Consider the following 24,743-nt stretch of genomic DNA (forward strand, 5'->3'; position numbering starts at 1 on the left):
CAATGATTAGCAACGTTGCTTAATTTTCTGCGGATTTAGTCGGAAATTCGAAGACGTTCTCATGGCTATGATTGGACCCATCTTATATTGCTAAAAATTCACTTCTCCCGGCCTGAAAAACTGCGCACACTATCCACCTTTATCATTATGGAGAGATGGTATGACATCCCGAAACCTGCTGGCGATCGCGCTGTTTGCCAGCATGGCCGCGCCGCTGTGGGCTGATGACAGCGGTATTTCCTTCAGCCATAAAGACTGGGAGCTGGCGTGTGATAACACCCTGACCTGTCGGGCGGCAGGCTACAGCACCGAAGAGGGGGCGGGCGGTTCGGTACTGCTGACACGCCAGGCCGGGGCAAATACCCCGGTAAGTGGCGAGGTAGTGCTGGCAGATGCAATGGAGGATGAGCCGAAACCCGTGGCGATGCTGTCGTTATGGATCGATGACAACTCACTGGGTGAGTTGCAGAAAGCCGATAACGACGAATGGCGTTTAACGGAGGCCCAGACACAGGCGGTGATCCGCGCAGTGAAAGGCAACGGCACGGTCGAGTTTCGTGGTGGAGAAGAACCGTTTGAACTGTCGGATAATGGCGCCTTTGCGACCTTGCTAAAAATGGATGATGCGCAGGGACGTCCCGGCACGCCAGGAGCGCTGGTCAGAAAAGGCGATAAGCCGGAAAGTAGCGTGTTGGTCGCGGTTGCTGCGCCGGTGATTCAGCAGGTTAAAGTGATGCAAGCCCAGCCGCGCGCGCTCACTGCCCAGGAGTTGTCATCGGTTAAACCGCAATTGATTGACTCGCTGACCGATGATGACAGCTGCGATAATTTGCAACCGTCCGATGACCAGCCAGAAGAGGGGGCTGAGCCAATCACCCTGACGCCCGTGGATAAAACGCATGTGCTGATCTCCGCACTGTGCTGGCGCGGTGCCTACAACGAAGGCTATGGCTTTTGGTTGATGGACAAGCGATTACAGCAAAAACCCGAACTGATTACCGATTCCGCCTCTGACTACCACGACGGCGTGATTTCGCTGGCGCAGAAGGGGCGGGGCATCGGTGATTGCTGGAGTACTGCCGCCTGGGTGTGGGATGGCAAAGACTTCCAGCAAACCAGCGAGGCCACCACGGGCATGTGTCGTGCTATCCGGGCGGGTGGCCCTTGGCAATTGCCCACGCTGGTGACCAATGTGAAGCCAGCGCAATGAGATGGTTTTGCCTGATGCGCGATAAATCGCGCCGCTTGTATCTTGAAGTTGTAACTGGTTAGCTACCCGTTACACGAAACGGAGGCAGCTTGTCGCGCCGCTTAAGACTCGATCTTGTGTCGTAGCTTAAAGCCCTCCGTTTCTCCTTTCACGCCAGCATCTACTCTGAACGGTAACCAGAAGCTCTGACTTCGTATGTACAAGGCAAGATGGCGTGATGGTTCATGTGAAAGGGAGCTGTCTTATGATTTATCTCGGTATTGATGTCAGTAAAAACAAACTCGACCTCTGCCTGTTGCCCGGCAACGGGAAAAAGAAAACCAAAACCCTCAAAAATCATCCCGACGCCGACCGGGAGATAAATGACTGGTTAATCAGGCAAAAATGCCATCCTGAACAGGTGATGGTGGTGCTCGAAGCGACCGGCATTTATCACGAAAACGTCGCCTTTGGTCTTCATGAAAATACCCCCGTCACAGTCTGCATCAGCAATCCTCAGCGGGTCAGGGAGTTCGCCCGTGGAATGGCTATCCTGACTAAAAACGACTCCGTTGATGCTTACATCCTGGCCCGTTATGGCGAGCTGAAACAGCCTGATGCCTGGGTGCCCCCCTCCCCGGAGGTCCGTAAACTTCGGGAGCTGGTGCGTCTGCGGGACTCACTTCAGGCTGATGTCCAGCGGGCGGAGAACCGACTGGAAAAGGCCCATTCAACCCGCACAGCGCCTGAAATCATTGACTCGCTGGAGAGAACCCTGAAAGCCCACAGGGACGAGCTGAAGCGTATTGAAGCGCTCATCTCAGACCACACAGATAATCATCCGGGTCTGAAGGAAGACCGTGAGCTGCTGGAATCGATAAAAGGAATAGGCAGCGTGGTGGGCACGACAATGCTGTCGGTGCTGCGCTCGTGTCCGTTCCGGAGTGCTTCACAGGTCGCTGCGTGGCTGGGTGTGGTACCGGTGGAAAAAACGTCCGGTAGCTCAGTCAGGGGGCGTGCACGGATGTCAAAAACAGGCCCGGCAGACGTAAGGGCGAAACTGTATATGGCGGCGATTGTAGCGATCAGGTGGAATGCCCCGGCGAAGGCGCTGTACCAGAGGCTAATCGCGAAGGGCAAAGCCAGCAAGGCTGCGCTTGGAGCGGTGATGCGCAAGCTGGTTCATCAGTGCTTCGGGGTGCTGAAAACGCGGATGAAGTGGGATGAAAATTACGCAGCTACCGCTTGACGTTCAAGACGGTAGCTACGCCAGGTATTATTTCATGCAGCACTGCTTATATTTTTTGCCGCTGCCGCACGGACAGGGATCGTTACGTCCAATCTTCTCACCGGCAAAATAGGGCACCTGGGGGGCTGGCTCAGGCTGTGACAGGCGCTGCTCCTGCCAGTAATCATGTAGCTGCAAGGCCGCCGGGCGAATCGCTGCGATACTGGCTTCAAACTCTTCCGGGGTGAAGCCGTCCAGTTGGGCAAAATTTTCTTCGCTGCCGTGTAAGGCAATGGCGTCGAGTGCCGGTTGCTGGGCTTCCGGCAGGGCTGACCAGTCATCCTGTGCCACGCCGCGCATATAGCCAAAACACCACTCTTCCACCACGGTAAACTCCTGACCTTCCATCTCACGAGTGCCGAACAGCGGATCAAACTGGTCCGGGAACTCGCTCAGGCGCTCGGCGATATCGTTCATATGCTGGAAGGTCAGGGTCATAAAGCGATCCATTTCACGTTCGCTCGACCATTTCGGGATGTATTTCTGGCCGCCCCACATCGCCACCAGCCACTCGCTTGGTTCGATATCATTGGGGCCGGAAAGCAGCGCAGTCAGCATGCCATCCAGTTCAGCAACATCCACCACGGAGTGCTCAGTGCCGTATTTCTCCAGCATCTCTTCAAGCCAGTTCAGCTCTTTTTCGGTTAACGGGCCGTGGTTCATACGGTATCTCCTGCGATCGGTGCTCATTGACGGGCACGTTGCCCGACGTCGATAACGCGCGATTATAGCGGGAAGCGGAGGGATTCAGCCATCAATTGCCACTTTTCAGCTATCCATTGCTGAACCTTTCCTAAAAATCATTTCCCATAACATATTTCGCAACATTATTGGCTCTGATTCGCGACCAATGTCAGCGTAAACACTGAACTTGCTGCATTAAGGACGCAAATATCATGAGTGTTGGCACTTTGCCGGTACTGGACTTAGGGCTGCTGGAGTTACCCGGCGCTGCGCAGGCAGAACATCTCACTGAGTTACGCGAAACGGCACGCGATGTCGGTTTCTTTTACCTGGTGAATCACGGCGTCAATGCGCAGCTGCTGCAAAATGTTCAGAGTATCACCCGCGCTTTCTTCGCCCTGCCAGAGGCGGAAAAACAGCGGGTGTCGATGATCCATTCACCCCATTTTCGCGGTTACAACCGTGCCGGGGTGGAATATACCCGCGAGCAACGTGATCAGCGTGAACAGTTTGATATCGGTGCTGAGCGTGTCGCGTTAACGCTACAACCTGGCGATCCGGCATGGAAGCGATTGCAGGGACCCAATCTGTGGCCGGAGGCATTGCCGCAGTTGCGTCCGGTGATCCATGCATGGCAGCAGGAGATGACCGGTGTGGCGCTGCGCCTGCTGCGTGCATTTGCCCGCTCGCTGTCTCTGCCTGCTAATGCCTTTGATGCCCTCTACGGCACCCATCCAAACGAACATGTGAAGCTGATTCGCTACCCTGGGCAGGCGGCACATGAGAGCCAGCAGGGTGTCGGGGCGCATAAGGATTCCGGCTTTCTCACCTTTTTGTTGCAGGACGAACAGCGGGGATTGCAGGTAGAGGTCACGCCGGGCAATTGGGTTGATGCGTTACCGAAACCTGGCGCTTTCGTGGTGAATATTGGCGAACTGTTGGAGCTGGCGACCAATGGCTATTTGCGTGCCACCGTGCATCGTGTGGTTTCGCCTCCGGCACGTAAAGAACGCATTTCCATCGCTTTTTTTCTTGGCGCGCAACTGGACGCACAGGTGCCGCTCTATCAATTGCCGGCATCGCTGGCGGCCGAGGCGACGGGGCCAACCAGCGATCCGGCAAATCCACTGATTCGTGACGTTGGCTGGAATTACCTGAAAGGACGTTTGCGATCCCATCGTGACGTGGCTCTGCGTTACTACACCGATGCACTCAATACCGTTAAATCATAAGAAAAGGGAAACTCATGGACAAAAAAGTGATAGCAGCACTGGCTTTATTTTCTCTGGCGAGCAGTTACGCTTCCGCGGCCGCACTGCGTGTGGCTGCCGATCCGGTACCGCACAGCGAAATTCTCAATCAAATCAAGCAAACCGATAAAAAGCTCGATTTGCAGGTAATTGAACTGAACGGCAACCTGAATGCCAACGAGCTGCTGGCGCGGGGGGATGTTGATGCTAACTATTTCCAACATGTGCCGTACCTGCGTGACCAGGAAAAGGCGCTGGGCGAGAAGTTCGCCGTGGTGGCAACGGTCCATATCGAGCCATTGGGGATTTATTCGCACAAAATCAAATCCTTGAAAGATGTGCCTCAGGGGGCGCAGGTAGCGGTACCCAACAACGTGACCAATTTGAGTCGTGCGTTGTATCTGTTGCAGGCTAACGGGTTAATCAAACTAAAAAGTGGCAGTGCCGGTTCGTTGGTCACCACCGCGGATATCAGCGATAACCCGCATCAGTTGAAAATTATTGAAATCGAAGCACCGCAACTGCCTCGCGCGCTGGATGATGCCACGCTGGCGATTATTAACGGTAACTATGCGTTGCAGGCAGGTCTGGTACCGTCAAAGGATGCGCTGGGACTGGAGCAGGCGAAAGACAACCCGTATGCCAATGTGTTGGTTACAACACCGAAGCTGGCACACGACCCACGTATTCTGGAACTGGCGAAAGATCTTGAGTCAAAGCAAACTGCTGAATTTATTAACCAGCAGTACAAAGGTTCGGTGATCCCGGTGCACCAATAATTCCTGCCACCACCCGTATCTGGCGGGTGGTGTTCCCCTCCATCTGTGTTATATTTCGCCGGATATTTCACGGTCTGTTTTGTTCTAATTTATTGATTTAACTTAAATCAACTGTGGTTCCTTTCTGACATCCGGGGTTTTGTGATGCAACATGGCATCGTCACCTGTTGCTTGCGTCTGTTAACGGTGGCAACGGCGGTTTTTTTGCTCAGTAGCTGTGGCACGCTCTCGCAGACATCGGCCCCGGTCAGTGACAATATTTACCTTTCGCATGCGTCATTCGAGGATAATGTCGATGACATGGTGCGGCATTACATGCAGCAAAAGCAGGTCTCCGGCATCAGCATCGCCATTATCCATCAGCGTGGTGAACCCCAGTTTTACAGCTATGGCGTCACTGATGCTGTGCATCGTTATCCCATCACACCGGATACCTTGTTTGCGCTGGGATCGCTGAGCAAAGGGATCACCGCAGAGGTGATTATCCAGTTAGTCAATCGTGGCGAGCTGCACTGGACGGATACCCTGGCGACGTTGCTGCCCACGGCTGTGCCACTCAGCGCTGATGCCAGGCGCATAACCTTGCTACAACTGGTGACGCACACCTCGGGCCTGCCACGTCAGGACATGGATTTGTCGATGTTTATCAAATTCATGCGCTACCTCTCCAGCGGCGAGAATTTTTACGGCAATTTAGATAGCGATGAGGTGCTGGACTATCTGGCGGATTTCCGTGCACCAGGCAATCCACAGGCACAATATTCCAACCTGGGTTACGCCCTGCTTGGCTATATCCTGCAATATCACTTTCATCAGAGCATCGAAGTCCTGGCCCAACATAATGTATTTATTCCGCTGGGCATGACCAGCACCAGCTTTGCTGCCTCTCATCTACACAATTTCCCTTACCGTGCGTTGGGCCATGCTGGCGATCAGCCAAAGTTGATTCCGCGAGGTCAACTGACACCTGACTGGCAATTTCGTCACAATATGGTGGCCGCGGCGAGCCTGTACAGCAACGCGCGGGATCTCATCCGCTATCTCGGTGCGCATCTCAGCGCCACGCCTGATGAGGCCATTAATCAGGCTTTTGCCCAGGTCGGGCAGGGCTATCAGCAGCACGGTAATCAGTCACAAAATATTGCCTGGGTTACCGACAGCTACGGCGATCAGCGCATTACCTGGCAGGTAGGCTATATTGGCGGTTACTCCAGCTTTATCGGGTTTGATCAGGCCAACGGCAATGCCATCGTGGTGCTGCAAAACGCGTTTAACTGGAGTAATTACCTTGGCATTGCGTTATTGAGGGATTTGGTGCGGCAGTAACACGGTTGCTTGCAATTAAGCCTTGCAGAATTGCGTGGCGGCTGTTGTATGCTGTCCGGCGAAATTTGACGCGCAGGACACGGTGCAAAGCGCACCGGGGAACCTTCTGCGTGCCGCAATTGTCAGTAAATTGAACATTGAATAATTAACCAGAGTGGACATCACCATGCGCAGGACTCACGCCGTACTTCTTTCTGCAGGACTTTTTCTGGGCTCGTTAACCCTGACGCCCGCCGCGCTGGCCGAAGGCGAGCAAACTGATAACGTGCCACCGCCGCCGCAGGTTGAGCAAACCGCGCCAGACGCACAGGCCCAGGCACCGGTAGTGGCAACCCCGGCGCAACCGCAGGATAACGCCGCACAGCCTGTCGCACCGAATAACTACGATCTCACCACTATCGTGATTGATTACAAAGAATATAAAGTCGGCGATGTGGTGCCGGATGAGTATCGCGGTAAATCCTACATCATTAGCGAATGGCAGCCGCGTCACCTGCCAGCACCGCAGGAAGATACCCATTGGGCATATATCAACGCTAACTACATCCTGATCACCAATGACACCGGTAAAATCGTGATGGCGAAATCCGGTGACATCTTCTTTAAAGGCTAGCGATTAATCAGGCGCGCCAACTGCGCCACCGCATTGCTGATTTGACTGGTGCTGGTATTACCGTATCCCAGCACCAGTCCTTGCTGTTTGTGCTCTCCCAGATAAAACCCTGACAGTGCGCCGGGCGCGCAACCGGACTGGATCAGTTGGTCTGCCAACGCGATATCCTGTATTGCGGGTGGGAGCTGTAATACCAAATGCATGCCACATTCCCCACCGAGCAATGAAACCTTTTCACCCAATTGTTGGATGAGTGCGTTGCGCAATGCGGTCTGACGTTGTCGGTACAGGCGACGCATTTTGCTCAGATGACGACTGAAATCGCCATTGCGGAGAAAAGCCGCCAGCGCCTGCTGCTCCAGGCGATTACCGCCGCGCAGCACTTCATGCAGCGCCGGGCGCAGACGCGGTAACAACTGGGGCGGCAGCACCATAAAACCCAGACGCAATGCAGGAAACAGGGTTTTGCTGAATGAACCCACGTAAATCACCGGGGCGTGCTGCGCCATCCCCTGCATTGCCGCGATGGGTTCGCCGCTGTAACGAAAATCACTGTCGTAGTCATCTTCAATAATCCACGCCTGATGCTCCCGCGCCGCCGCCAGTAACGCCAGACGGCGTGGCGCACTCATCACCACGCCAGTGGGATACTGATGGGTCGGTGTGGTGTAAATCAACCTTGGTGGACGTTGTTGCCAGTCTTGCGGCTGCGGTGCCAGCCCGTGAGTGTCTACAGCGACAGGCTCGATGTGCAGATCTCCCGTGCGCATCGCGGCTTTCGCCCCGCGATAGCCCGGTTCTTCCACCCAACCGATGTCACCCGGATTGCTGAGGAGCAACACACATAATGACAGCGCCTGTTGTGCGCCTTCGGTGATGACAATTTGCTCCGGGGTGCAGCGTACTCCGCGTGCCAGAGCAAGATGTTGGGCCAACGCTTCACGTAATGCACTTTCCCCAAGCGGATCGCCATAGCCCAGCAACTGGTGAGGCTGATGTTGCATCACGCGATTAAATACGCGTCGCCACTGGGCGAGTGGGAAATGCGACAGCGCCGGCACGCCTGGCCTCAGCGCCATTTCCTGACTGAACGGACGGTGTGATGAATTTAACTGGGCCACGCGAGTTGCCAGCCGTGGCTCGCTGTCATGTCCTGCCATAGCAGCAGGGGCGGGGAGCTGTGCAACCGGCGTGACGCGGCTACCCTGGCGATCGCTCACCAGAAAACCTTCAGCCTGTAGCTGTGTCCAGACGGCGATCACCGTATTACGTGAAACCTGAAGTTCAAGTGCCAACTGGCGCGTGGCGGGCAGTCGGGTGCCTGCGGGGAGTTTGCCAGCCAGAATCGCCTGCCGGATACGCTGGAACAGCTGCTGCTGTAGCGTCAAAGGGTGATGGCTTGCCAGCGGTGCCGTTAGCAGGGTGCTGAGGTCGAAGTCGTTCATGCCGTGCTCGCGTGGATCTAACAATAAGCATGATTGTGGCGCTTTTTACAGAGCCAGCAAAGTGGCAAATTACCTCTACCCAATCCAACGACAGGGAAACACGATGTCTCAGAACACCAATGCCTGGGGGCAACCCGTGGGGTTTGCATTACCTGACTGGCAACCGCGTCCACGACCGGAATTTATCCCCTTTACCGGCGACTATTGCTTCCTCGAACCGCTCAGTGCGGAACGTCATGGTCGCGAACTCTATGCTGCCTATGCGCTGGCGGAAGATGGCCGGGACTGGACCTATATGTTTGCGCAACCCTTCAAGGATGAAGCGGCCTATCTGGCGTATGCGCGTCAGATTGAGAATGGGCCAGATCCCATGCATTTCGCGGTGATTGATAAAGAAAGTCGGCGTGCTGTCGGAACGCTGGCGTTGATGCGCATCGAACCTACGCATGGCGTGATGGAGATTGGGCATGTGGCGTTTTCTCCGCTTTTAAAGCAAACGCGTATGGCAACCGAGGCCCATTATCTCCTGATGCGCTATGCCTTCGAACAACTTGGCTACCGCCGCTACGAGTGGAAATGTGACAGCTGCAATCAGCCATCACGTAATGCGGCACTGCGACTGGGGTTCCAGTTGGAAGGGATTTTCCGTCAGGCCATTGTCTATAAAGGCCGCAGCCGTGATACCTGCTGGTTTTCGATTATTGATAGCGAATGGCCGCAGGTGAAACTGGGCTTTGAACGTTGGTTGTCAGCGGATAACTTCGACGCCGGGGGAAGGCAGCGCAACCGACTGGAAGCGCTGCGTCAGGGTTAAGTGAGAAAGATATATTTGCTGGCGGCAAGCACGATGGCGCAGGTTGCTGCCATCATGACCCGCTTCAGCCATTGCAGCTCTTTCTTCATCCCGACAATGTCGAGATTCATGCCACTGATACGGGAATCCGTGTGATCAAAACGCGCTTCAAGTTTTTCGAAGCGCTTATCAACCTGGTCGAAACGTTGATCAACTTGTGCAAAGCGCTGATTGACGTTCTTCTCAAACTGGTCAACCCGATCTTCAAGGCGGTCAACGCGTGTCTGGAGCGCTTGTTGTCCTTTTACCACCCCTTCCATCGCCTGGGATAAATCGGCTTTAGTCAGTGAATGTTCCTGCTGCATTTCGGCGAAGATCTCGACCAGCACTTCTGCCTGGCGTTCGTCCACACCTGCCTGCTGCAACGATTTGTACGCTTTATGGGTATTCATCATCGTCAGTATCATCCCTGTTCTCCCTGAATGGTTTTCTCCTGGGGAGAAACCTATCTGGGATGTGATAGTTGCGCCATGTGACAGTATGTATTTTGCGCGCTATCTCGAAAAAAATCAATTAGGACAACGAGTAACGAGATTTTCAGGGGCAGGCCGCCTGTGCCGTGGCACAGGCGGGTGGGGGATTAATTATGTGCGTATTTACCGCTAATTTTTTTGCCGGAAGTTGGGGTTTCATCCTCTTCATCGGTGATGGCGGGCACGGACAGGCTGGCTTTTACTCCCCAAAAGTAGCAGACCAGTGAAGCAACGATGGCGAGGATCATATCCAGTGGCGCACCAATCACACCGCTGCCGCCATAGGTGCCGAGCATGGAAATCACCATTACGGCGATGTAGTAGGCCAGTAGCCACCATGCGCACTGCAAATCCTGACGGAACTGGCTGTTTTTCTTGCCAAAAATGGCATAGCCAATCCAGGCGACGATCAGGATCGGGATGAGGATCTCATTCACTGACCAGCCACTCCAGTAGATCAGCAGAGTACTGGCAACAAAGGCCAGAGGACTGAGGATCGCGGCAATCGGTAAACGGAACGGGCGCTGCATATCTGGCAAGTGGTTACGGAACGCGCCCAGGGTAATTGGACCGGGCATATAGGTAAACACCGTTGCGGAGGTCACTGCACCAATCAAGCCACCCCATACCTGAAACTCTGATGGCAGCGTCCAGACGATCGCCAGTAGCAGTGACAGCCACAACGCGCCACGAGGCACACCAGATTTCGCATCCACTTCACCAAACACCTTGAACAGATGGCCGTTGCGCGCCCACGCGAAAAGTACGCGTGCGGCCCCAGCCAGATAGATGTTACCGGTCCCGGCCGGTGAAATGACGGCGTCGATCAAGATCAGGTTAATTAACCAGGTAAGACCAAGGCTGCGTGCCAGGTCAGCATAGGGAGACTGGAATACCTGCTTCAGACCAGCCCAGCCGTGTTGCGACAGTAAATCTGTCGGCACTGCACCCATAAAGGCGTATTGCAGTGCCAGATAAATAACGAAACTGACGGCGATAGCGATACCAATCGCCAGCGGCACGTTGCGCTGTGGGTTTTTGGCTTCGCTGGCAAAATCCACCGCCTGACGAAAACCGAGGTAGGCAAACACGATCCCTGCGCCGGTCAGTGAACTGAACACGCCATGAGCACCACCCGGAGGTGCCGGTGGCACCTCAAGATTTGGCGCATGGAAGTAGAGCAGCAGGGTGACAATGGTCAGCAGCGGCACGATAAATTTGAAGGTGGTGACAATGGTGTTAACGCGGCCAAAGAAACTGACGCTCCAGTAGTTAAGCAGGAAAAACACCACCAGCAGCCCAATCTGCACGGCAAAACCCAGTCCGGTCGGGCTGCCATCAGCATGTCCCAGCGCAGGCCACCAATAAATGGCGTACTGACGCACGGCTTCAACCTCCACCCCGGCCGTGCTGGTGTAGGCGAGCAGTGAACTCACGCCAATAACAAAACCGACGATATTGCCGTGTGAATAGTTGGGATAGCGCACAAAGCCGCCCGCGCGCGGCAGCGCCGATGAAAGCTCGGCATACACCAGGCCAATCAGCAGCACGATCACTGCTCCTAATACCCACGCCCAGCCAGTATGGCTGCCCGCATAGCCGGAGCTGTTGAGTGCGGCATATAACCAGCCCGACCCAATCATCGATCCAATGCCAAGTAACGACAGATCGACCAGCCCTAATTTCTGTTTTAGCCCACTTGACGCCATAACATGCCCCTGTCTGATTATTAGATGTTGTGAGAGGGGAATAAAGCATATTGCGTGCCAGTAATATTTTACGGACGTGAAGGTTTAGCGATGAAATAAATATTCTGGCATCACCTGGAGAATGGGCGGTTTAGGTAAATGCCTGACATGGAAATAGGGGATTCAATATATTCGGGAACTATCTGAACCTATGGATTCGCGGTGCAGGACGCACCGCGATGATCCGAAATATACATTATGCATGTAGTTGAAACATTATGTCATCCCTGCAACAGGAATGACATAATTCCCGTTAACCCTGCGGTTGTGGAATAATTTTAATATCCACCATGCCAATACCTAATTTACGAGGGTCCTGGCCGATGATATTTCCCACATTGGAGAGCTGAGGTTCCGGCGGGGCAATAATTAAATTATGGCTGCCGCCAGGATTGGTGAAATGCAGCGTGGTGGTCGATACATCGTCACCCAAGGTTAATTCCTGCTGCTGATCGCCAACGCGAACCGGAATTGGCCGATGCGCATTGGGGCCAAATGCACGGGCGGTGATCACCACATCAAAACTTCCCGGCAGCGGATCGACATATTCGATGTTCACTTCCGGTGCCAGATTGGCGTTGGACCAGCGTCCCCACAGCTCCGGGCGTGAAATACCGGTAAAGCTTTTCACGCTTTGCGGTGCACCGGGCACGTTGAGCATAAAGCTGTCAGCGCTATAGCGAATGGCGTTGTCTTCAATACGGATCTGCTGCTCATTGTGCTGATATTGCGCATCGCTGAGGGTGGTTAGCGGGAAGATCGCTTTTCCCTTCCACACCGGTTTATCAATACGCGTAACCGTTGGCTGACCGCCCATCTGCCCCATTGCGAGACAGAGGTCGCTGGAAAGTGCCAGATCAGGCTGCCACAGGCGCGCCATCTTAAAGCAGCGATCCACCCAGACGAACTTCTCCGCAGCGGTAAAGTCTGCCAGTTGATAACGCAGCGGCGCGGAATACTCACCTTCCGGCAGCGGTTCCACGCGTTTGTCGCCCACGCGGAACAGAATCGGCAGCTTGAAGGTGGTACCTGAGAAGCTGAAAGTGTTCTTCTGCTGGTCGATGGTGAAGGCATCGAGCTTGCTGGGGAAATTCCACAGCTGGATGATATCCGGTTTCCATGTCAACACCTTCTGCGTCATGTTATCAAACTGCGCGGAAAGCGAAGGGGAGCTAAGGCCGCTGCGGCCAAGGCCAATGGCTTTATCGCCACCGAGAATATCCAACACGGTGGCACCGTTATCCAGCGTGCTGCGCTTGCCATCCAGCACCTTCGCTTCAGGCTGATCGCCACGGATCACCATAAACAGGTCATGGCGTGGTTGCTGGATCAGATATTGATGCGCGGTGTTATTCATCGCCAGGTGATCGGACGTCACCACAATGATGGTGTTTTTAAACCACGGCGAGGCTTTAATACGTTCAATCAGTCGCGCCACATGTTCCTGGGAGCAGGCCACCGCACTGAATGACTGATTTGGTTTGCCATCATAGCTATAGCTTTTATGTTGGCAGGTACGGGAAATAAAACCGTCCGGGTGGTGGGTATCGACGGTGAGGGTAAAGAGCGCAAAGCGTTTCTGCTGCCGCGACAGTTCCTCATACTTCTTAAACACTTCATCCATCACGGTATCATCGTAATAACCCCAGTTGTTGCGATAGTCAGGGTCAGCCACGCGATCTTTCAGTTCCTGCGCACCGTACATATGTGCCGGGTCAAAACCATGCGATTTCAGGAAGGTGTCTTTACCGGCAAAGCGCAGGTCGGCACCCTGAATAAACCAGTTCTCGTAGCCGGAATTCTTCAGGATATCGCCGAGACAGATATTTTGTGGGAAGAAGCTGGACAGTGCGGCCGACGCATTGTCCTGGAACGGAGCAAACAGCGGAATCCCGCATTGTGAGCCGACCATACCGGCGATGGTGTAATCCGTGCCGGGCAGTTGTTCGGTGTTGCTGAAATCCAGGCTTTGATCTTTTTCACGACTCAGCTCGGGCGCCAGGCCGGGGAACGTTTTTTCGTTAAAGTAGGTTCGCTCCAGACTTTCGCCATAGATATAGACCAGATTGAGCTTTGGCTCGCTAATCACCGATTTGGGCGTCTTGTAGTAAGTCTCGAAATCGGAATCCGCCAGTCGATTATGGGAAGCAATTAAATCTTTCACCTGACGAAATGCCGGGGTGGTTTGCACTGAACCCGCAGCACAGGCGATAGCCAGCAGGCTCCAGCCAAGATGGTGTTTCTGTTTGCGACGACGTAGCAGCCATGTGAGCAGACAGAACAGGAGAAATAAGGCAATGATGATACCGATCGCCGGCACCACGTATTTGCTGACACCCGCACCGGTCAGGCTGTTAGTCAGGGTATAGAGCACCGCGTCATTAATCCCGTCGCCAGTAAAATAGTTGCTGGCAAACAGCGTGATGTTGAGCACGATGAACAGGGTAAGAAGAAGCAAAATCACACCAAACCAGAACTTATTACGTCCGGCTTTGTGGGAATAGACTGCAATCGCAGCTAAAAAAAGTACAACCGATAATACTTCGGACAAGGTCGGATCCTCAGGCTGATTGAATACGCAATCCGTGCGTAACCACCCTCTTTGGGGGTTTTTGCGTCAATCTATATTGGCTGTCACATGTCTGCAACACGACCAGTCAGATTTGTGCGGCTGATTTGACTTTGTTTAAAGCGGGTTTAGGCAGGCTATGGTTTGCACTGGCAGCAATCAAACATCGCTGCCAGATAAGGGGGAAGAGAAGAGGATCAGAGTTTGCCGGTCAGGTACTGCGCTTCGCCATCGGCAAAGCTCCAGTCACCTTTATTATTGGTAATAAAACTGATCATCAGGTCATTGCCCTGCACGCCACAGTTTTCCTGTAACTCGCGTGCTAACTCTGCCATGAAGAGCGTTTTCTGTTCTTCACTTCTCGGGCTGGTGTAGACCCGTACCATCACCAGATTGTCACTGCGCTCAAAACCGAGGCCGGTATCCTGAAAAACCATCTGGTATCTTTTGTTTTCGTGAACAATCTGATAACGATCGCGGGGTGGGACTTTAAAAGCAGTCAGAACGGCGCGATGAGCCGCATCCAGCAGAGTACGTAATTCTGATTCAGAGCGGCCCTGAATCACGTCAAATTGCAGTAACGGCATAAATAAACCCTCGTTTTTGCGCACATGGAAAGAGTAGGATGTGGTGCTATGCTGCCGTGTACCGTTGCAAAGAAAAAGCGCGCTGCCTGAAATGATTATTTATTATTTTGAACAATCATCATGAAAGAGATTAAAACCGATGCACTTTGGGTGCACCTGCACTGGCTGACCGTGCTGGCTGAGTTGGGGAGCTTTACCCGTGCGGCTGAACGGCTGGATGTCAGTAAGGCGGCGATGAGTCAAAAGATTAAAGAGCTGGAAGAGATGGCGGGTGTCGCGCTGGTGCAACGCACCACCCGCAGCGTACGCCTGACATCTGCCGGAGAAAAGCTGGTGGATGAGCTGCGAGATCCCTTTGCGCGTATTGAGCAGAGTTTTTTCAGCGTGCGTGATGAGGCGGGCCCGGTACGCGGCATGGTTCGTGTCAGCGCTCCCGTAGCCTTTGCCCGGCAGCAATTGGTGCCGATCATCGGCGATTTTTTGCGTGAATATCCGCAGGTGCGTATCCAACTGGATGTGACTGACCGCTTAGTCTCGCTCGGCAGTGAGGGCTTTGATTTAGCGATTCGTCACAGCCAGCAGTTGCCGGAAACGCATGTCGCATTGCCGCTGTGTGAAACCCAGACCTTATTGGTGGCGTCCCCCGCTTACCTGGCGGAGCAGGGTACACCACAAACCCCACAGGCATTGCAGCAGCATAATTGCCTGTACTATCCGCGCGGGCTGGAGTCACCACAGTGGCGTTTCCGTCAACTGAACGACGCCAGCGAAACGGTGCTGGTCAGAATCCAGGGGAATTTTGCCACCAACAATAGCGAATCGATTCGCGATGCGGCGTTGCAGGGGGTGGGCATTGCTATGCTGCCAGATTTCAGCGCCAGCGCGGCGCTGGCGGCGGGTACGTTACAACGGGTTTTACCGCAATGGCAGTCGGTGGATGCCTTCGCCGATCGTTTATGGGTGGTGCGCCCTTATGCGGCCCAGGTGCCACGGGCGGTCACCACCTTTATTCACTGGCTACGCGCGCGCTTTGTTGATGGCTGAGGGCGACACCAGCGCAACCGGTGCATGGGGTTGCATCATTTGTCCCAGCAGGCTGGTGCGATTGTAGTTGCCAAGGCGCAGGTTGAAGTCGAGATGCCGACGTTCATTACCGCTTAATTTAATCACCGGTGGTGGGGTGTGCGGGCGCTGCTGAAATAACACCGATTTAGCAAACGCCGCGCTATTCCAGCCGCTCAGGCGTTGATAAAAGTAGGCATTCGCTTCGCCCTTGCGCAGATAGATATTCGCCCGGCGATATTCACGCATCGCCGCCTGTTGCGCCAGGGAGCAAAGTTGCTGCTCCGGCTCGGCAATTTTTTGCGCCAGCAGGGTAAAATCATCGCGCTTATTCAATTCACTGAAGAAACGTTGCGCCCCAAGATGTTTAATCGGCGCGTACTGCTTTTGCCATTCGCGGATAAAAGGATTATTGGGGCTGGCGGCGAGAAACCAGTTTTCCATCACCGGCGACAGGTAATTCATGGTTGAGACTTCGCAATAAAAACCAATCACATCCATAGGACGTTCCTGATGCACACAATGTACCCAGGCGAGATCTTCAAACAGCAGGGTGCTGCAATCAATGGCGATACCACCGTAGCGTAATAATAATTCCAACCGAATGGCATCACTTTTTTGTTTCAGCGTTAATTCTGGTGAAGTGAAGATAAAATCGGGCAAGACTTCTTTTACCGTCTGACGATTTAACAAATGCACCTGATGATCGGGATTATCCTGGCGGATTTTTTGAATATTTAACGCCATTGATTTCGGTAAATATTCATCGTCCCAATACATCCAGACTATTTTAGGGATATCTGCCAACTCTTTTTCGGCAGAAATCAACACCACGTCATCCTCTTCGCTCGGATCGTATTCCGGAGCGACAAGGCTATTTTGCTGCTTTTTTTGCAGTAACATCTGGCCGGTAAAAGCAATTTTCTGCCAGCTTTGCCACAGCATACGGGCAGTTTGGAGGCGTTTTTTTGTCATGGTGCACCTGATTATTGTGATTATCGCGGTTGGGGATTCCCTGATGCTGGCGCGTGGGCGCGCTCTTGTTTCCTCACGGCTGTGTGTAAAAGACTACCCTTGCTTAATAAAACATTCCTGCGCGCGAGACCATCATTTTCTTTATCTTTCAGATAAACCGGAAAATGAATGAGCCACTCAAGTCAAAGTTATCATTAAATAAGCTTGGTAATCGGGAGTCGTTTAATTAATTGCAGATAAGACTATTCCTAATAAAATAGAATTTCGCTGTGGTTTGCTGCGGGCAGGATTAAAAAACGTGAGTCAAATGATGGGTTAACGGTACTGGATTTTTCACTGGCCTACCCCACGCTGATCCGCGTTAGCTACGCTTAAAGGACGTTATTAAAAAAGGAGACGCTATGCAGCCTGATAACCGCGGATTACTGGCAGTCGATAAACAGGGCAATCGCGTGCTGTTTCTCAACCCGGACACTTTTGCAGTGCAACAGGAACTGAATGCCTTTCCACCCCGGCCACATGAGTTGTTGATGCTGCCGCAGTGGGAGAAAGCCTATGTTCCGATTTATGGTGATGGTATCCACGGTGATAATCCCCATCCGGGCCACAAAATTGCGGTGATTAATCTGCGTCAGCGGGTGATCAGTGGTTTTATCGATGTTACGCCCTTGCAGGCGCCACACAGCGGGCAATTGGGGCGCGACGGTAAAGTGTATCTCTGCTGCGAAAACAGCGCCGCCGTGGCGGTGATTGATCCGCTTACCGATCGGCTGGAGAAAACCATTCCCCTGCCGTCACATAACGCCCACCGGCTGGCACTGTCACCCAGTGGGCGCAAGTTGTTCACTGAAAACGAAGAAGATGCCAGCATTACGGTGGTTGATCTTTGTGAGGCTGAAGGGCGAGTTATCGACACCATTCTGATGCCAGGACCGATTGCCGGTATCGCCGCCTCGCCAAAACATCCTTATCTGGTCGCCAGCGCGGCCGATGCCCCCTTACTTTATGTGGTGGATCGTCAGAGTCATCGCATTCGCCAGCGGTTACGTTTAGCGGGTCATCAGCAACCTTGTCAGGTCGTTCGTTTCAGCGCTGACGGCGAGCGTCTGGTGGCGATTGGCGATCATGAGGCAGTGATTACGCTGTTCGACGATCTTCTCAATCCCCTGGGTGATATCGCCGTGGGTGATAAACCGATGGATGGCTGTTTCAGTGATGACAAACGCACGTTGTTGATTGCCAATGAAGGCGCGGGGTCGTTGAGCGTGATCGATTTGGCGCAGTTGAAGGTGGTTGCCACGCCGCAGGTTGGGACGGGTTGTGAGGTGCTGAGTTATTTCACCCTCAAATAAAGGGGCGATGATAAATGGCGCTACTCCAGTGGCGGCTGCTGGCGTGTTTTTCTGCCTGCCAGCCGCGCTTGCGCAGTTCGCGTGCAATCAGTTTGTTCATAATGCCGTGGCCAACCAGCAGCACGGTGCCACGGTTTGATAGCAAAATCAGTTTGTCGGCAGCCTGTTGGGCGCGCTGGCGCGCATGCTGCACCGATTCCACATGCCTGGAATAGCCACACAGCCACAACAGGCGCAGCAGCGCCAACCAGACATTGAGCGGCAAATGTAGCCTTGCGTAGGGCAAGAGTGGCATTGCCACTTCGCTGAAGACTTCATCCACTGCATGCGGCTGTAGCCCCAGGCGTGTCAGTGAGGATCGGGCACGCGGCAACGGGCTGGAGGCGATGACACTGGCCTGGCTAGCGATCGCCATGCTGCGAGGTGGCGGTGAATCACAGATATCTGCCAGGTCGTAACCTTCACACCAGTCAGCCAGCGCTCGCGCCGTAAAGCGCCCGCTCACCGGATGGTTGGGTTTGCCATGTCGCATAAGAATGATGGTCATAACGCCTCGCAATGAATTTCTCCAGTGTAATGCAGCCGGTTGGCAACCTGGGAGAGTGGCAAGATTTCAGACAAATTCTCATCTGTCATCAAAACTTAACTGAATTATGCGACAAGTGGTGCGATGCAGGTTCAATCGCCACTTTGCTAATGATAAGCAGAAATCGTCAGTCTGGTGCATTTTTGACGTTTTTTTGCGCGCTCGCATTGCATGTAATGTCATGAATTGACGCCATTTTTATCGATAATCCCTGAGAAATAGTAAAGATAAATTAATTGTTTTTACTGAAATCACTTGATTTATCTACGCGCGTAGATAGACTGATTACACAGTGATAGCTCACGGTGCCAAAGACGAAGTTGGCCTTGAGATGACGAAGTTACATTTGCCTTGTTAATGCGATCGGTGAAAAAAACATCGGCGAAGTCTGGCAAATCAGAGAATTCCAACACCAGGGAATCCTTTATTGACCTTGCATCCAGGTTTGCCCACTAAACGTCGCCACCGGGGCGTTCCGCTTGTTGCAAGGGAACCAGACCACGGAAGGGCGTTTGCTCGATCCTCATCTATCAGGGAAATGGTTATGACGGTACATCACTCCGTTTCGCAACAACGCGCACTGTCTTCTTCTTCGGCCGCCGATGCGCGGCTCGAAACTTCCTCTGGCCGCAAAGATTTCTGGCGCGCCACCTTATCCTGCTGGTTGGGTACGGCAATGGAGTATGCGGATTTCGCGCTCTATGGCCTTGCTGCCGGCATCATTTTTGGCGATGTATTCTTCCCCGAAGCCAGTCCGACGATGGCGCTGCTCTCCAGTTTTGCCACCTGGTCGGTTGGGTTTATTGCCCGTCCGATTGGCGCGCTCCTGTTCGGTTGGATTGGCGATCGTAAAGGCCGCAAGGTGGTGATGATCACCACCATCATTTTGATGGGTGCCTCTACCACGCTGATTGGTTTAATCCCCTCCTACGCCAGCATTGGTTTGTGGGCACCCGCCTGCCTGGTCCTGTTGCGCTTTACCCAGGGGTTAGGGGCGGGGGCTGAGTTGTCTGGCGGTACGGTGATGCTGGGCGAGTATGCACCGGTGCAACGTCGTGGCCTGGTCTCGTCGGTGATTGCGCTCGGTTCCAACAGCGGTACGCTGATCGCGTCACTGGTCTGGCTGGCGGTGGTGCAGATGGACCAGCAAAGCCTGCTCGCCTGGGGCTGGCGCATTCCGTTCCTCAGTAGCGTGCTGATTGCGCTGGTGGCGTTGTGGCTTCGTCGCCATCTGCGCGAAACCCCGGTATTCGAACGCCAGCAGGCGGAGCTGAAAGCGGAACGTGACGCGAGCCTCGCCACCCATGTCGCACCCACCGATACCCGCAGCTTCTGGCAACGTAGCCGTGCCTTCTGGACCATGGTTGGCCTGCGTATTGGCGAAAATGGACCATCGTATCTGGCGCAAGGTTTTATCGTGGGTTATGTGGCGAAAGTGCTGATGGTGGACAAATCGGTGCCCACCACTGCGGTGTTTATCGCCTCGATTCTGGGTTTCCTGATCATTCCTTTGGCCGGCTGGCTCTCTGACCGCTTTGGCCGCCGCATTACCTACCGTGGTTTCTGTCTGTTGCTGATGTTCTACGCCTGGCCTGCGTTCCACCTGCTCGATAGCCGTGACCCGGCCATTGTTATTCCGGTGATGGTGGTGGGGATGGCGCTGGCGTCACTCGGTATCTTTGGTGTACAGGCGGCGTGGGGCGTTGAGTTGTTCGGTGTGAAGCATCGTTACACCAAAATGGCGGTGGCAAAAGAGCTGGGGTCTATCCTTTCAGGAGGCACTGCGCCATTGGTGGCTGCGGCGCTGCTGTCGTTTACCGGCCACTGGTGGGCGATTGCTGTCTACTTTAGCGCCATGGCAACCATTGGGTTTCTGACCACCTTTGTGGCACCGGAGACGCGCGGGCGTGACCTCAATCTGCCGGATGATGCGATCTGACGTGCATCTGCCGCTACGGTTGGGTGCCAGGAACAGAATTCGAGGTAAAAGTATTGGCTAAATCGTCGTCCGGAAATGTCACGCGGAGTGACGTCGCCAAAGCCGCAGGCACCTCTGTGGCGGTGGTGAGTTACGTCATCAACAACGGACCTCGCCCGGTGGCAGAAGCCACACGTCAGCGGGTGCTGGAGGCGATCAAACAAACCGGCTACCGGCCAAATGCCGTGGCGCGTGCGCTGGCATCGGGCAGCACCAAAACCTTTGGCTTGATTGTGCCCAATATTGCCAACCCGTTTGTCGCATCGATGGCGCATCTGTTGTTACAGGAGTCGCTAAACCACGGGCACGTCATGTTACTGGGCGATGCTGGTGATGATCGTCAGCGCGAGCTGGAGTTGATTCAGGGACTGCTGAATCGTCAGGTCGACGGCCTGTTTTATAACAGCGTCGATCGCCACCCTTATATCGATGTGATCAAAGCCAGCGGGACACCGTTTGTCATGCTCGATCGCGTTGAGCCACAACCCGGCGTCAGCATGCTGCGGGTGAATGAACGCGAAGCGGCACGTCAGGTGACAGCGCATCTGCTCAGTCACGGTTATCAGCAGGTTGGGATGATCAGTGGTCCACTGGAAATGTTGAATACGCAGGATCGTATTCAGGGCTGGCGTGATGCGCAGGCCGAGTATGGCTTGCAGGTGGATGAGGCGTTGATCTTCCCCGCCAGTTATACGCGACAGGGCGGCTACGATGCCGCATGGCGGATGATGAACAGCAACCGGGTGCCGCGTGCGCTTTTTGCCAGCAATGAAGGGCAGGCGATTGGCTGCATTCGTGCCTTTGCTGAATCTGGCTTACGCGTGCCGCACGATGTTGCGTTGGTCTGTTTTAACGGTACTGAGCAGTCGGCCTTTCATGTGCCGACGCTGACAACAGTACGCCAGCCGCTGCGTGAAATGGCGCAGCGCGCAATTGCCATGCTGAAAAACTGGAATGGCGAGGCGGAGCTGGCGGAATTTCCTCACCATTTGGAGATCGGTGAGTCCTGTGGTTGCCAACTAACCAGCCGAAAATAAATAACACCATGAAAAGATTGATTATTGATTGTGATCCGGGGAATGGCATTGCCGGTGCAAACACCGACGATGGGTTGGCTTTAGCCTTAGCGCTGGCGTCACCTGCTTTGTCAGTGGAATTGATCACCACCGTCACCGGTAATACCCCTTGTGCGGTGGGAACCCAGGTGGTGAAGGATCTGTTGCAGCGACTGGGCCTGAATATTCCGGTGGTGCAGGGTGCCCAGCAGGCATTACGCGAAGACCCGGCACCGTGGCGCGCGCGCCTTGATGGTGTCGAGGACAAAAAACTGGCCGAACTGTGGCGCGGCGTACGTCAGCCACAGCTGTTGCCAGCCGATGGCAATGATGCCGCAGGCGTGATGGGCCAGCTGATTTGTGACAATCCGGGCGAGTTTACCCTGGTGGCGATCGGTCCACTTACCAATGTGGCACAGGCGCTGCAACGTTATCCGCAGATGGCGGAAGCGGTGGCGGAGATTGTCATCATGGGTGGCGTATTTGCGCTGGACGATTATATCAAAGACACCAATTTTGGCCTCGACCCGGAAGCGGCGCATCAGGTGCTGCACAGCGGGGCGACGGTGACGCTGGTGCCAATGGATGTCACCACGCAAACGTTGCTGACGCATCAGGATCTCAGCCGCCTTACCCACCATCAACATACACTTACCCAGTTTGTCCGGGAAACGCTGCGACCGTGGATTGATTACTCCATCCGTACCCGCCATTTGCCGGGCTGCTGGATCCACGATGCTTTGGTGGTCGCCTGGCTGTTGAATCAACGTGTCGCCGACGGCATGGATTATCATGTCGATGTGGAATTACGGCCGGGTGCCACGCGGGGTAAAAGTTGGCGCTATCGCACGCCGCTGCGTCTGGATGTGGGCATTCCACACGATGCCGGCGCGCTGGTACATGTCTTGCACAGCGTCGATAACCCCTTGTTGCTGGACATCATCGAGCAGGCATTTAACGGCCTGAACAACTAAAAAAAGCCCGGTCATCGCGCTGGCGATGACCGTATTTCACCTGACATGCTTCCTTACACTGGGACGCACTCGCTGACAATTCCGCGTCACAGCCTGCCCTTCTGACATGCTATATACAAATAGTTAACAAAATAGTAACCGATGCAATCATTCGCACGGTAACGTTCACAAGAATGTCCGGCCAACGATCCGGGCGCTGTCAGACAGGATACCCCCTATGTTTAACTGGACTGCGACGCAGCGAAATGTGGCTTTTGCCAGTTTCGCCAGCTGGACGCTGGATGCGTTCGACTTCTTTATTCTGGTGTTTGTACTCAGCGATCTTGCCCAGTATTTCCACACCAGCGTTTCTGATGTTTCTATCGCGATTATGCTCACGCTGGCAGTGCGGCCAATTGGTGCGCTGCTGTTTGGTCGTCTCGCGGAAAAATATGGGCGTCGCCCGATTCTGATGCTCAATATTGTGCTGTTCTCGCTGTTTGAGCTGCTGTCAGCCTGGTCACCGAACTTTGCTGCTTTCCTGACGTTCCGCGTGATTTACGGCGTGGCAATGGGGGGCATCTGGGGCGTGGCCTCGTCGCTGGCGATGGAAACCATCCCGGATCGCTCACGGGGTTTGATGTCCGGAATTTTCCAGGCGGGTTATCCCTGTGGCTACCTGCTGGCGTCGATCATCTTCGGTTTGTTCTTCGAGAGCGTGGGCTGGCGCGGAATGTTTATGATTGGTGCGCTGCCGATTTTGTTGCTGCCCTTTATCTATTTCAAGGTGCCGGAATCCCCGGTGTGGCTGGCGGCGCGCCAGCGTAAAGAGAGTACCGCCTTGCTGCCGATTATTCGCCAGCACTGGAAAATCTGTATTTACATGGTGCTGCTGATGGCCTGCTTCAACTTCTTCAGCCACGGCACCCAGGATCTCTATCCCACCTTCCTGAAGGTACAACACCAGTTTGATCCGCACACGGTAAGCATTATTGCGATTAGCTACAATATCGCGGCGATGCTGGGCGGTATCTTTTTCGGTTCGCTGTCGGAGCGTATCGGGCGTAAGAAAGCCATTATGCTGGCATCGTTTCTGGCGCTACCGGTGCTGCCGTTGTGGGCGTTTTCCAGCGGTTCCTGGATGATTGGCATCGGTGCGTTTCTGATGCAGTTTATGGTGCAGGGCGCATGGGGTGTGGTACCGACCTATCTCACCGAGCTGGTGCCTGCCAATGCGCGTGCGGTGCTGCCGGGCTTTGTGTACCAGTTAGGGAACCTGATTGCCTCGGTTAACGCCACCTTACAATCGCGTATTGCGGAGGCACACGGCGGTAACTATGGCTTAGGAATGGCGATTGTTGCCGGGACGGTGGCGGTGTTGATATGCGTGTTTGTCGCATTTGGACGGGAAACGCGTGGCATTGAAATATCCGGTGCCGTGGCGCGCGAGTCGCATTAAAACGACTCGCAGACGTCAATCCATTTTGCCGCAGTGAGATCCGCCATACGCTGCGGCGAAATGCGCACCGCATTGTAAATGGAACCCGCCGCAGGCAGCACCTCATCGTAGCTACGCAATGAGACATCGCAATAGACGGTCAGCGGATTTTCCAGGCCGAATGGGCTGACTGCGCGGGCGGGATGGCCTGTCAGATTCACCACCTCATCGACGCACAACATACGTACTTTCCTGCCAAGTGTCGCTTTTAATTTGTCATTATCAAGACGCGCATCACCGCGCGTGACAATCAGCACGATTTTATCTTTTACTTTAAAAGACAGGGTTTTAGCGAGTTGTCCTGGCTCCACGTCATGCAGGCGTAGGGCCAGTTCAGCGTCCGGCATCTCGATGATATCGACATCCGGTGCATGTTCGGCAAAGAAGTGCCGTACCGACTCCAGGCTCATTTTTTTCTCCGGCAAAATCAAGCGCTAAAACTGCCATAAGCCCTCTCAACTGTAAACGAGAATGCAGGAG

The 24,743-nt window shown here is 54.2% G+C and carries 22 protein-coding genes; 13 read left to right on the forward strand and 9 right to left on the reverse strand.

The window, feature by feature from the left end:
- Window positions 1–160: 160 nt before the first annotated feature.
- Window positions 161–1,210, forward strand: a complete 1,050-nt coding sequence (locus AC6I8R_RS03060; protein WP_415173074.1) for a DUF1176 domain-containing protein — start codon at window positions 161–163, stop codon at window positions 1,208–1,210.
- A 244-nt stretch (window positions 1,211–1,454) separates the two neighbouring features.
- Window positions 1,455–2,438: an IS110 family RNA-guided transposase gene (locus tag AC6I8R_RS03065; RefSeq protein WP_497831835.1), complete on the forward strand. Its 984-nt coding sequence runs from the start codon at window positions 1,455–1,457 to the stop codon at window positions 2,436–2,438.
- Between the two features lie 27 nt (window positions 2,439–2,465).
- Here the strand turns inward: AC6I8R_RS03065 and AC6I8R_RS03070 are convergent, their stop codons facing one another.
- Complete coding sequence (locus AC6I8R_RS03070; RefSeq protein WP_415173075.1) at window positions 2,466–3,140, reverse strand: YecA/YgfB family protein; 675 nt, start codon at window positions 3,138–3,140, stop codon at window positions 2,466–2,468.
- A gap of 233 nt (window positions 3,141–3,373) precedes the next feature.
- Between AC6I8R_RS03070 and AC6I8R_RS03075 the strand changes: the two genes are divergently transcribed.
- From AC6I8R_RS03075 to AC6I8R_RS03090, 4 genes are all read left to right on the forward strand, one after another.
- Window positions 3,374–4,393 (forward strand): isopenicillin N synthase family dioxygenase, encoded by a 1,020-nt coding sequence (locus tag AC6I8R_RS03075; protein WP_415173076.1) that lies wholly within the window; start codon window positions 3,374–3,376, stop codon window positions 4,391–4,393.
- 14 nt (window positions 4,394–4,407) lie between these two features.
- Entirely contained in the window at window positions 4,408–5,190 is a 783-nt protein-coding gene (locus AC6I8R_RS03080) for a MetQ/NlpA family ABC transporter substrate-binding protein (RefSeq protein WP_021185790.1), read from the forward strand.
- Window positions 5,191–5,334: 144 nt separating this feature from the next.
- Complete coding sequence (locus AC6I8R_RS03085) at window positions 5,335–6,516, forward strand: serine hydrolase domain-containing protein (protein WP_497831902.1); 1,182 nt, start codon at window positions 5,335–5,337, stop codon at window positions 6,514–6,516.
- 166 nt (window positions 6,517–6,682) lie between these two features.
- On the forward strand, window positions 6,683–7,129 hold the full coding sequence (locus AC6I8R_RS03090; RefSeq protein WP_036627485.1) for an RcnB family protein: 447 nt from the start codon (window positions 6,683–6,685) through the stop codon (window positions 7,127–7,129).
- Here the strand turns inward: AC6I8R_RS03090 and pdxR are convergent.
- Window positions 7,126–8,574 carry a MocR-like pyridoxine biosynthesis transcription factor PdxR gene (pdxR, locus tag AC6I8R_RS03095; RefSeq protein ID WP_021185793.1) on the reverse strand — a complete coding sequence of 483 codons (1,449 nt, stop codon included), beginning with the start codon at window positions 8,572–8,574 and terminating at the stop codon, window positions 7,126–7,128. The genes AC6I8R_RS03090 and pdxR overlap by 4 nt on opposite strands.
- 103 nt (window positions 8,575–8,677) lie before the next feature.
- Here pdxR and AC6I8R_RS03100 point away from each other — a divergent pair, with 103 nt between their 5' ends.
- On the forward strand, window positions 8,678–9,388 hold the full coding sequence (locus AC6I8R_RS03100) for a GNAT family N-acetyltransferase (RefSeq protein ID WP_497831903.1): 711 nt from the start codon (window positions 8,678–8,680) through the stop codon (window positions 9,386–9,388).
- Here AC6I8R_RS03100 and AC6I8R_RS03105 read toward each other — a convergent pair.
- The 4 genes from AC6I8R_RS03105 to AC6I8R_RS03120 all read right to left on the reverse strand — a co-directional run bounded on the left by AC6I8R_RS03105 (window position 9,385) and on the right by AC6I8R_RS03120 (window position 14,804).
- Window positions 9,385–9,834, reverse strand: a complete 450-nt coding sequence (locus tag AC6I8R_RS03105) for a hypothetical protein (RefSeq protein WP_497831904.1) — start codon at window positions 9,832–9,834, stop codon at window positions 9,385–9,387. The genes AC6I8R_RS03100 and AC6I8R_RS03105 overlap by 4 nt on opposite strands.
- A 173-nt stretch (window positions 9,835–10,007) precedes the next feature.
- On the reverse strand, window positions 10,008–11,609 hold the full coding sequence (locus tag AC6I8R_RS03110) for an APC family permease (protein ID WP_021185797.1): 1,602 nt from the start codon (window positions 11,607–11,609) through the stop codon (window positions 10,008–10,010).
- A gap of 292 nt (window positions 11,610–11,901) precedes the next feature.
- Window positions 11,902–14,199: a phosphatidylglycerol--membrane-oligosaccharide glycerophosphotransferase gene (gene opgB / locus AC6I8R_RS03115; protein WP_415173081.1), complete on the reverse strand. Its 2,298-nt coding sequence runs from the start codon at window positions 14,197–14,199 to the stop codon at window positions 11,902–11,904.
- Between the two features lie 215 nt (window positions 14,200–14,414).
- Window positions 14,415–14,804 carry a tautomerase family protein gene (locus tag AC6I8R_RS03120; protein ID WP_021185799.1) on the reverse strand — a complete coding sequence of 130 codons (390 nt, stop codon included), beginning with the start codon at window positions 14,802–14,804 and terminating at the stop codon, window positions 14,415–14,417.
- Between the two features lie 120 nt (window positions 14,805–14,924).
- On the opposite strand from AC6I8R_RS03120, the gene AC6I8R_RS03125 reads away from it, so the two are divergent.
- Entirely contained in the window at window positions 14,925–15,848 is a 924-nt protein-coding gene (locus AC6I8R_RS03125; RefSeq protein WP_415173082.1) for a LysR family transcriptional regulator, read from the forward strand.
- Here the strand turns inward: AC6I8R_RS03125 and AC6I8R_RS03130 are convergent.
- On the reverse strand, window positions 15,822–16,841 hold the full coding sequence (locus AC6I8R_RS03130; RefSeq protein ID WP_497831905.1) for a glycosyltransferase family 32 protein: 1,020 nt from the start codon (window positions 16,839–16,841) through the stop codon (window positions 15,822–15,824). The genes AC6I8R_RS03125 and AC6I8R_RS03130 overlap by 27 nt on opposite strands.
- 401 nt (window positions 16,842–17,242) lie before the next feature.
- Here AC6I8R_RS03130 and AC6I8R_RS03135 point away from each other — a divergent pair, with 401 nt between their 5' ends.
- On the forward strand, window positions 17,243–18,193 hold the full coding sequence (locus AC6I8R_RS03135) for a beta-propeller fold lactonase family protein (protein WP_497831906.1): 951 nt from the start codon (window positions 17,243–17,245) through the stop codon (window positions 18,191–18,193).
- Here AC6I8R_RS03135 and AC6I8R_RS03140 read toward each other — a convergent pair.
- On the reverse strand, window positions 18,186–18,740 hold the full coding sequence (locus AC6I8R_RS03140; protein ID WP_497831907.1) for a histidine phosphatase family protein: 555 nt from the start codon (window positions 18,738–18,740) through the stop codon (window positions 18,186–18,188). The two genes, AC6I8R_RS03135 and AC6I8R_RS03140, sit on opposite strands and share 8 nt — an antisense overlap.
- 583 nt (window positions 18,741–19,323) lie before the next feature.
- Here AC6I8R_RS03140 and AC6I8R_RS03145 point away from each other — a divergent pair.
- The 4 genes from AC6I8R_RS03145 to AC6I8R_RS03160 all read left to right on the forward strand — a co-directional run bounded on the left by AC6I8R_RS03145 (window position 19,324) and on the right by AC6I8R_RS03160 (window position 24,224).
- On the forward strand, window positions 19,324–20,718 hold the full coding sequence (locus AC6I8R_RS03145; protein ID WP_415173086.1) for an MFS transporter: 1,395 nt from the start codon (window positions 19,324–19,326) through the stop codon (window positions 20,716–20,718).
- 53 nt (window positions 20,719–20,771) lie between these two features.
- On the forward strand, window positions 20,772–21,794 hold the full coding sequence (locus AC6I8R_RS03150) for a LacI family DNA-binding transcriptional regulator (RefSeq protein ID WP_497831908.1): 1,023 nt from the start codon (window positions 20,772–20,774) through the stop codon (window positions 21,792–21,794).
- Between the two features lie 8 nt (window positions 21,795–21,802).
- Complete coding sequence (locus AC6I8R_RS03155; RefSeq protein WP_036627489.1) at window positions 21,803–22,786, forward strand: nucleoside hydrolase; 984 nt, start codon at window positions 21,803–21,805, stop codon at window positions 22,784–22,786.
- A 217-nt stretch (window positions 22,787–23,003) separates the two neighbouring features.
- The gene (locus AC6I8R_RS03160; RefSeq protein ID WP_021185807.1) at window positions 23,004–24,224 is read left to right on the forward strand and encodes an MFS transporter; all 1,221 of its coding nucleotides are present in this window, start codon (window positions 23,004–23,006) and stop codon (window positions 24,222–24,224) included.
- Here the strand turns inward: AC6I8R_RS03160 and AC6I8R_RS03165 are convergent.
- Entirely contained in the window at window positions 24,221–24,673 is a 453-nt protein-coding gene (locus AC6I8R_RS03165; protein ID WP_021185808.1) for a YbaK/EbsC family protein, read from the reverse strand. The genes AC6I8R_RS03160 and AC6I8R_RS03165 overlap by 4 nt on opposite strands.
- Window positions 24,674–24,743 lie beyond the last annotated feature (70 nt).

This window comes from Pantoea sp. X-Soil-OKNW-713 (assembly GCF_059730685.1).